5 protein-coding genes and 2 pseudogenes are annotated in these 6681 nt (G+C 46.4%); 3 read left to right on the top strand and 4 right to left on the bottom strand.

Going from position 1 to position 6681, the window contains the following annotated elements:
* Nucleotides 1-514 precede the first annotated feature (514 nt).
* Together AC559A_RS15720 and AC559A_RS15725 are read left to right on the top strand one after the other, a co-directional pair.
* Nucleotides 515-2302 carry a hypothetical protein gene (locus AC559A_RS15720; protein ID WP_498818641.1) on the top strand — a complete coding sequence of 596 codons (1788 nt, stop codon included), beginning with the start codon at nt 515-517 and terminating at the stop codon, nt 2300-2302.
* Nucleotides 2303-2622: 320 nt separating this feature from the next.
* A pseudogene (locus AC559A_RS15725) lies at nt 2623-2814 on the top strand (IS1595 family transposase); the annotation flags it as partial.
* Between the two features lie 18 nt (nt 2815-2832).
* Here AC559A_RS15725 and AC559A_RS15730 read toward each other — a convergent pair.
* From AC559A_RS15730 to AC559A_RS15745, 4 genes and pseudogenes are all read right to left on the bottom strand, one after another.
* Nucleotides 2833-3573 carry a hypothetical protein gene (locus AC559A_RS15730; RefSeq protein ID WP_498818642.1) on the bottom strand — a complete coding sequence of 247 codons (741 nt, stop codon included), beginning with the start codon at nt 3571-3573 and terminating at the stop codon, nt 2833-2835.
* 446 nt (nt 3574-4019) lie between these two features.
* Complete coding sequence (locus AC559A_RS15735) at nt 4020-4148, bottom strand: ribbon-helix-helix protein, CopG family (RefSeq protein WP_498818643.1); 129 nt, start codon at nt 4146-4148, stop codon at nt 4020-4022.
* A 28-nt stretch (nt 4149-4176) separates the two neighbouring features.
* Nucleotides 4177-4545 (bottom strand): hypothetical protein, encoded by a 369-nt coding sequence (locus tag AC559A_RS15740; protein WP_498818646.1) that lies wholly within the window; start codon nt 4543-4545, stop codon nt 4177-4179.
* 88 nt (nt 4546-4633) lie between these two features.
* Nucleotides 4634-4885, bottom strand: a pseudogene (locus AC559A_RS15745) (type I restriction-modification system subunit M N-terminal domain-containing protein); the annotation flags it as partial.
* Between the two features lie 353 nt (nt 4886-5238).
* Between AC559A_RS15745 and AC559A_RS15750 the strand changes: the two are divergent.
* Nucleotides 5239-6378 carry an ATP-binding protein gene (locus AC559A_RS15750; RefSeq protein ID WP_028571927.1) on the top strand — a complete coding sequence of 380 codons (1140 nt, stop codon included), beginning with the start codon at nt 5239-5241 and terminating at the stop codon, nt 6376-6378.
* Nucleotides 6379-6681 lie beyond the last annotated feature (303 nt).

Here is a 6681-nt window from a genome sequence, read left to right on the forward strand (position 1 = left end):
TAAATTTGCGGGAGAGATGCTCTATGAAGTTTAAAATATCTTTGTATTTATTATTTTTTGTGAGTGGATGTGCAGCAGCGTCATAAAAACCTGCAACCTATGAACCGTTTGCATATAATATTGGAAATATTGACAACAATATTACTATTGATAATATTATTAGACAGTATGGAATTCTATGGTTCAGTACGCTTCTTAAATCTTTTTACCATTAGAAATTTTGAAAAACAATCTGGATTGTAAATTTAATTTTTTGTTCTAAGAATCCTGGCAACTTGTAGATTGTGGAAAAGTTAATCTAAATCATCCATTCTATTATTATGGTTCATCAATAACCTAATTGAAAGGAATGGATTTGTTTATTTATATGGTGCAATGAATATATTCATAAAAATTGTAAATTCGAATTCCATTAACTGTTAACTGTGGCTAAGGCATTGCCGTCTTTGAGGCACTGAACTCTGTCGTCGTCAAGATTTCTTATCCTGAATCAATATCTTTATGGAGATTGACCGTGGCTAGCCAATTAATTGTAATTTGCCTTATTATCATAGTTGCTGCTGTTTTTTTACTTCTTTTTAGGGGAAAACAGTTAGCTACTGCTAAGCGCCTCCCTCAGCTGTTGCCGAGACCAAACCGCCAAATAATAAGGAATCATCTGCCCATCGAAATAATTAACCCCTCGATTCCTATTACTAAGTTAGATGAAATTGACGATCTTTTTGATGGCGCACGCAATGGTCAACTCCCGGATCGATTTGACAGCTGGGACAGGGCTGCCAAGGATGGCAAGACTGTTGCTCATGTAGCAGCAGAGTATGGCGGACTACCAGCCGACTTCGACAGGTGGGAGTTGGCGGATGAAGATGGCAAGACTGTTGCTCATGTAGCAGCAGAGCATGGCGGTTTACCAGCCGACTTCGACAGATGGGAATTGGCGGATAAAAATGGACGGACTGTTGCGCACGAGGCAGCTTTCTGGGGAAAACTTCCGGGCGACTTCGACAAGTGGGAGCTAGCGGATAAACAAGGCGAGACTGTAGCGCACGAGGCGGCTTCCCGGGGTAATCTACCCATTAGTTTCAGCAATTGGGAGTGGGCTGACGAACGTGGTCGGACCGTAGCGCACCAAGCTGCTCGAGGTACATTCGGAGGAAATCTACCCGATGGATTTGATAGGTGGGAACTGGCGGATAACGAGGGCTGGACAGTGGCGCATATGGCGGCGATAGAGGGCAATCTGCCAGACAGCTTCAACAATTGGGAACTAGTAGATGTTCATGGCAATACCGTAGCGCACATAGCGGCGGGAAGACAAGATTTTGGATATTTTGCCCAAGGACTGCCGGAAAACTTCGACTGGGAACGTTATGGGATACTAGCTAATAATGAAGGGCGAACCGTAGCGCACGAGGCAGCAGAGCATGGCCATTTACCACTTGACTTCGATTTTGGGCGTTTTGGAAATCTGGCTGACAACAAAGGGCGAACAGTTAGGCATGTAGCAGTGAAATGCGGGCCTACCCACGAATACTTATTTGAAAATTGGCATGATGAGGGCAACAACGGATACACAATAGACCAGGAGATTACTGATCTAGGCAAAATTTCGCGGGACGAGGATACCGTAACAGTTAAAAGGTCTAGGCTAGTCTCAGCACTCAAATCGCTTCCAGATTACATGATACAAGAAATTGAAAAAAGTAAAACTTATGGAGAGATGCTTAGGAAACGTAGTGACCTGCTTTGGTACTTGTTACTCCAAAGTGCATCAACACAAGGTAATTCGAGGGGATGGCTGCTTTTAATGCGTGACCAAGACAATCTAAATTCAGTATCATATTCAGAACTTTCTAAATTATCCCCTGTTGATCGCGAAAAACGAATTCTTGAAGCACTTCGTAAGGCAAAGGTTCGTATGCAAACCAAAAAAGCAACGCAGCTTGCAGAAAATTTTACAATAATTGAAAATATGGGCGGCGTAGAAAATGTAACGAAAAGCATGTTGAGACTCAAAGGAATGGATGAAAAGTTCAATTTTGTAACTCAGTTTAAAGGAATAGGATCTAAGTATGGTCGTAATATATGGATGGATATTTATGATCAAGATTTTAGAAAATCTATTGCAATTGATGAAAGATTAAAAAAAATTGCTAAAGCAATCGGAGTTTATAATCACAACAATCTAGAATTATTTTTTATTGATGTTGCAAAAGAGGCAAACATGGAACCTTGGGAATTGGATCGCCTTTTATACCAGAATTCTGACTATTTTTTGCAAATGATTAATGATGGGTTATGACGGACAAAGACTTTCAACTCATCCTGGCCTGGATCAACGATTTGGATGAAGCCCAGCGCAATGCTCTTCATGAAGCGCTCCAAGGTTGCGCTGATTTTGAAAAGGTCGTTGGATCATTGAATCGCAGGCCATGGAGCACCGGCTCTGCGTCCATTGCCAATCCGGAAACGTCAAGCTCTGGGGACGTGCGACCGGAAAGCGCTCGGCAAAAACACGATGCGTTGCATTGACGGTGGCAAAGCGCTTTGGGGATTTGCCCAACAAAACGGCATCTCATGCAAAATGATTGCTCCTGGTCGGCATGGCATGAAAGAGAACCTGTGTTTCATCTGCAAAACGTCAACGCCTACCATCAAAGACTCAAGGGCTGGATCGGTCGTTTTCGCGGCGTGGCAACGAAATATCTCCGAAGCTACCTGGGCTGGTTCAGGACCATGGACAGCCGCCGCTTTGTTCAAAGTTCAGCTTCTTGGTTACAGGGATGTGCCGGAAAAGGAATTCTTCAACATTAGATGACAATAGAGCCTTGTTTATTTTTCTAAAGATCCTTTTTTGTTTTTATCTATATTTTTAAAATAATATTGTAATTGGCTTAAAACTCCATCTGGTGATATTGTGTTTTCTATAACATCAATTTGTGGATTTTTTGACTTTAACGATTCTTTATCTTGCTGACGAACCTCTGTATTAGTAATAAGTAAAAAATGGGATATGTTGTCTACTTTTTTAAAGACATCCATATATTGAATAACTTGATGAATTTTCTCTTTAGATAAATATTTTCTGTCTGAATACGCCACTTCAATCCCTACTACTTTTTCATGTTCTAATTCAACCACAAAATCAAGTTGATAAATTTCATTATTTACTCCTCCTCTCATATCCGTGAGGAATGGAAGGCCTAAGTCACTTAATGCATAGGAAACTAATTCTTCATAGTATCGACCTTTAAATTCGACTCCTGATACACTATTTAGTGCTGAATCAGTAATTTCATCGATGATATTTGAATCAATTTCTATCCCTTTTTTGTGTAATTCACTTCTAAAATGATTTTTTATTTCTTTTTTCTCTGATTCTCCGAATTCTATCCCAAAGACTTTTCTTACGTTGAGTTCAAAGATAATTCTTCTTACATGATCTAGAACAAGAAATAGAAATAAAATTAGAAATCCTATCAAATAGCCTAGAGAATATTTCAACTTAATTGAGGTATAAATAAGTGAAATAAGCACAATAGTGGCAAGTACATCCTTACAATACTTATTCATGAATCTTGAAATTTTCGTATTCATTTTTTTTAATTCACTTAACAGAGTTATTATCCGGATTTCACAAAATACCGACCTTCAAATTCCAGTCCTTTCCGCTATTATGATTGCTAGCATTTCTTCAGCTGAACAGCCACATTAAATTCTATGATTTCAAAGGCATTAACGATTTCAAGCCATCTGCCTCTTGACGCTGAGGTCAGCTTTATGCGGCAGTCATAAATTCACCCAAAATGCGTGATCGGGGTCAGGTCTTGTAATTTAATATTTTGACAACACGAGGCGCGTTGGTGCGCTTGTCGGCAGGCAAGTCGCGGCGGGCGGGACGGCGTGGGCGGTGCGCTATACACCCGCCTGAGTATCCTCGGCATCCAGCCGCTCCAGAATCTCCAGCGCCCGGTTCACATCACCCGTCGCCGCCAAGGCCCGAAAAGTTTTTCGGTATACTAGGCCGCCAGAGCATGCGCGCTCAACTCCTCAATCAGCTTGTTCGTGCTCAAGCCACGGCTCTTGGCAAGCGCCTTCAGGCGTTGCGCCGTATCGTCGGGCAAACGGATCGTCAATGTACTCCTCATGGCCATTCCTCCAAACATTGCGCGGGCGTCAGGATGCGCAGCGAGCCGGGGTGCAACTCGCCTCCGTTACAGATTGCTCGGCCTGCTGTTGATAGGTCACGCCGAAGATAGTGTCGCCCAGCCATTTCTTGAACGATGGGTTGTCGCTGAACTGTTTGAACAGCTCGGTGTGGTCGGACAAGAGGTCGATCATGACGCGTTGCAGCGCGGCGTCGTGTTCGATCCGGGCGGTCTTCTTGTCGTTGTTCTTCATGGCGTTCTGGTAGGCCGAATCCGCGGCTACCTTGGCCGGGATCTCCTCGGCGATGACCTTGCGGATCTTGTCGCCGTCCTTCCATTCGATATTGCCGAACTGGTCGTTGAACGTCTTGATGATGTTGCTCAGTTGGTCCAGCACCGGTTCCGGCTTGCGGCTTGAGCAGCAGGTCGGCCTTGAGCTGCTGCTGCCTGGCGCGGTTTTTCAGGTCGCGCAGCGTAAATGGCGAGACGTTGTAAAAGGCCTCGCCGGAAGCCTGGCAAAGCGCGGCGTGTTGGTTGGCGATTCCGGCTCCGTCGAGCTGTTTCTTCATGCCGAGGACTTTTTCCTTGCTCGGCTCCAAAAGCGCGTCGAGACGGCGGATGACCGTCATCGGCAGGATCACGTCACGGTACTTTCCGCGCACATAGACATCGCGCAACACGTCGTCGGCGATGCCCCAGATAAAATTCACGATGCTGTTATGGATCACATGGTTCATGGCCCGTCGTTGCTCCTTCGGGTTTTTTGAACAGCCTGCAGAATCTGGCTTTTCAACACACTGTCATGCTCCACGGACGCTTTGCTTGTTGCCACGTTCGCCAGAGGCGAAACGGGAGAGACTGGACGAATCTCTCCCAGGCTAAAAATTTTCTCATTTACAAAGGGATTACGCACGAAGTCAAACGATTTTGCCGATTTGAGCCAAATATACTCGAAACCACTCGACAAACCAGAAGAACTAAGCGACAGGTTCGATATGGTTGACAGGACGCGATACGGCGCTCCTGGATTCCCCATTTGACTTTTTCATTGAAAAATCATACTTGCACTATGAAATTTCAAGGATACTAGATGATCCAGCGAACCACTGATTCCCAGCGACTGGAACAGATGATGGCGTTGTTTCCTGTCTCCGCCATTCTCGGGGCCCGCCAATGCGGCAAAACGACGCTGGCGAGGACCTTCGCTTCCGACCACTTCTTTGATCTCGAGAATCCCCGCCATCTTGCGCGCCTCGAGACACCGCAACTCACGCTTGAAGGGTTGAAGGGGCTGATCGTGATCGACGAAATCCAACGTCGGCCGAATCTATTCCCTCTGCTCCGCGTCCTTGTCGATTACCAAACCGATCAGCGATACCTGATCCTGGGCAGCGCATCACGTGATCTGATGCAGCAGAGCAGTGAAAGCCTTGCGGGCCGGATCGGGTACTATCATCTTGGGGGATTCCAACTTCAGGATGTTGATGACATGGAAACCCTTTGGCTGCGAGGAGGATACCCTCGGGCCTTTCTCGCTCCGGGTGACCATGAGGCCTTCCTCTGGATCGAACACTATGTCTCCACCTTTCTGGAGCGCGACATCCCGCAACTGGGCATCTCCATCCCCGCACCGACATTGCGCCGTTTCTGGACCATGATCAGCCACTACCACGGCCAGGAACTCAATTACTCCGAACTGGCCCGGTCCTTCGGCATTTCCGATATGACCGTGCGCAAGTATCTGGAGATTCTTGCCGGAACGTTCATGGTCCGTCTTCTTGCACCATGGAGCGAGAACCTTTCCAAACGCCTTGTGAAACGACCAAAGATCTACCTGCGGGATTCGGGACTGTTCCATGGCTTCATGACGATTTTCTCCCATGAACAGTTGCACACGCACCCAAAGCTAGGCGCTTCCTGGGAAGGATTCGCCCTTGAAAACATTGCTTTCGCCCTGAACAAGCGGAACGAGGAGCTTTTCTTCTACCGCACCCACGGGGGAACCGAACTCGATCTCTTCTGGCAGCATGGAGGGCGGAACTGGGGGATTGAGTTCAAGTATGCGGATGCTCCTGGAAGGACCAAAAGCCTGACCACCGCTATGAAGGACCTGAACTTGTCTCATGCCTGGATTATCTACCCGGGGAGAGAATCCTATTCCCTGGCCAAGGACATCACCGTGTGCTCCTTCAAGGACATCCCTGTTCCCTGGAAGTATCCGGATCTTTAGCAGTCCGTTGAAAGGGTGAGCATTCCCGGCTATCTGATCATCGGTGATGGGAGTGGCGTCAATGTCAAGGACTGTGGGGGAGGGTCTCTTTCGATCGGACAGAGTTGGACCGCACCGACACAGTCACGCCCGATATGCGACAGCAGATCAAAGCTGTTGTCCGAGGACGGCAATAAGGGCTAATATGCTTGTTTACTCGTTGCGTTTCGGTTCTTCGACGTTGGACGTGGAAATGCTATGGAACGAGTAGTTCCCTGATGGGTGCTCCGATCAGGTAGATCACAGTGATGAATGTCATCTCGT

The organism is Desulfonatronum zhilinae (assembly GCF_900182865.1).
Lineage (GTDB): Bacteria > Desulfobacterota > Desulfovibrionia > Desulfovibrionales > Desulfonatronaceae > Desulfonatronum > Desulfonatronum lacustre.